Below are 2,133 nucleotides of genomic sequence, written 5' to 3'. Positions count from 1 at the left end.
TTCGATCTGCCGCTCAACGGCGTCCAGTCGATTGAGCCGATCCACGGCAGACACATCGCCGGCCGGTAGTTTATCCAGGTTGGCAGCCAGTTCGGCATCCCGGGCCGCGAGCCGCTGATTATCCGCGGCCAGTTCGATCGCGCGCTGATTGATAATCGGAAGCGAAAGTGGCTGTTCAGCCTGCAGTCTGTCGACCAGTCCGCGTGACCGCTCCAGCAGGTCTGGTGTGATGATATGATCTACATCGACCGGGCGGCCGTTCGCGAGGTCGTCGATCGCCTTGGTCAGTGCGGTGCGGTGCGCGGCCTCGCCCTCGATCCCCGGCATCGGATTCGTCGAGGCGATCTGCGCCTCGCTCTCGACCACGTTTCCGGCATCGCGGACGGTGCGTGGCCAGTTGCCGGTCTTGGCCTTGGTCCACAGGCTCGAAAGCCCCTTCAGCCCGCCACCGAGCACCCCGCCCGCGAAGCCGGCCTCGGCGATGTTCTGCAGTGGCTCGCCGCTGGTCGTATAGCCGGGCTGGATGCGCTCCATGCTCTGAGCGTTGATGCTCTCGATGGCGGTCTGTGAGCCGGCACCGATCGCGCTCCATGCCAGCGCGGTGCCGAGGATGCCGAGCGATTCCGGGGCAGCCAGCGGGAACGCCACCATGTTGACGGGGTCGCTGACAGCCGCGCCGGCGGTGCCGAGGAACGAGCCTATCGCGCCGCCGGTGGTGCGCTCGCGCCGATCTAGCGCTTGGCTGTCGGCCAGTTGCCGGACCCCAATCTCGTCGGCGCGCCGCTGGATTTCCTCGTCGGTCAGTTCGGAAACGTCGAGCTCCGGCCTGGCCGCCTTCAGCGCCCGGACCCGGGCATTCATGTCCGCGATCGACGCCGTCTCCGGCAGTTGCAGCGGCTCGCCGGTCTTGGCCTGGACCTCGTCCATGTAGTCCGACAGCGCGCGCGACTTGCGCAGGTTGCCCGAGATCGACTGGCTGACCAGTCGGCCCTTGGCGAAGGCGTCGTCGAAATTGTCCGAGAATGTCGATGGCAGTTCGGGCGCGGAGACCCGGCCCGCGTAGCCCACGGCGTCGTCGATGTTGCTGGCGAACAGGTCAAGGCTCATCGCAGGTATGAATTTGCCATGCCGGAGGGATCGGACGGGTTTTCGGCCGCAAGCGTTTGGCTCGGCGCGATGTTGCGCAGGTCGAGGATGAACGGCCGCAGCCGGTTTGGCACGTTCGCGCCGACGTCGCGGAAGGCGTAGATCGGACGTTCCGGATCGCGACCCAGCCGCACCAGGTAGCGACCATCCGACAGGCTCTCCAATTGGGCATTGTTCCTGACGTATTCGGCCGTGATCGGGGTTCCGTTCTGGGTCTGAACGCCCTGCAGGTCGCCATCGGTCAGGCCGCCCATCTTGGCGTCGAAGCCGCGCTGGTTCATGCCGCGGATCGGCGCGATCAGACTGCCGCCGTTGTGGGTGACGACGCCGCCGGTGACATCGGCCACTGCCCGCTGGAACAGCGCGTCGCCGAACTTGCCGTCGAAGTTTGGGTTGGTCGCGGCGAGGTCGGCCACGCGCGCGACGACCGCGCCGCGCATCACGGCATAGGCCCCCTGCGGATCGGTGCGCGCGGCCAGCGTGAAAGCCCCGGCCGGCATGTATTTGTCGATCGCCGCGTTGCTGTCGTCCCGGTTTCCTTCCTTCAGTGGGTTGTAGGCGTCCTTCAGTTTCAGCGCTCCCTGCCCGCGGATGATGCTCTCGCCGATGGCCGGGTCCATCCCGGTCATCGCGCCGGCATAGGCTTCGACCATGCCGTCGACGCCCTTGGATCCGAGCTTCTGCAGCGTCGCCGCCCGGGTGGCGCCCGAGGTCGAAGCGACGATGTCACCATAGATGCGGGCCTTCATCGCGGGATCAGCGGCGTCCAGCGCTGCGCGGACCTGCCCGGCTTCGGCCGTGGTCAGCGCGGGCATGGCGGCGGTCTCGAACGTCCGTGTGCCGGTGGCGGCCCATTGTGCGCGCGCGGACAGGCCGGCCCGGAATGCGACCGGATTGCCGACATCGAGCGGCGCCGGCGGCGGCAGCCCAGAGGTTTCGGCCAGCGCGCCGACGGTGTGGTTGAGCGGGTCGTCGGCCAGTGCCTTG

At 67.7% G+C, this 2,133-nt stretch carries 2 protein-coding genes; both read right to left on the bottom strand.

Annotation, left to right across the window (positions count from 1 at the left end; all coding sequences use genetic code 11):
- Positions 1 to 1,107 (bottom strand): hypothetical protein (locus tag AC3XYG_RS37680; RefSeq protein WP_489145031.1); only part of this gene is annotated, 1,107 nt, incomplete at its 3' end.
- The coding region (locus AC3XYG_RS37675; RefSeq protein ID WP_489145030.1) for a hypothetical protein at positions 1,104 to 2,133 on the bottom strand (1,030 nt) is incomplete at its 5' end. The genes AC3XYG_RS37675 and AC3XYG_RS37680, both read right to left, overlap by 4 nt.

Source organism: Inquilinus sp. (genome assembly GCF_057815775.1).
The sequence above is the reverse complement of the archived record's forward strand: the minus strand, read 5'-3'. Positions and strand labels throughout refer to the sequence as shown.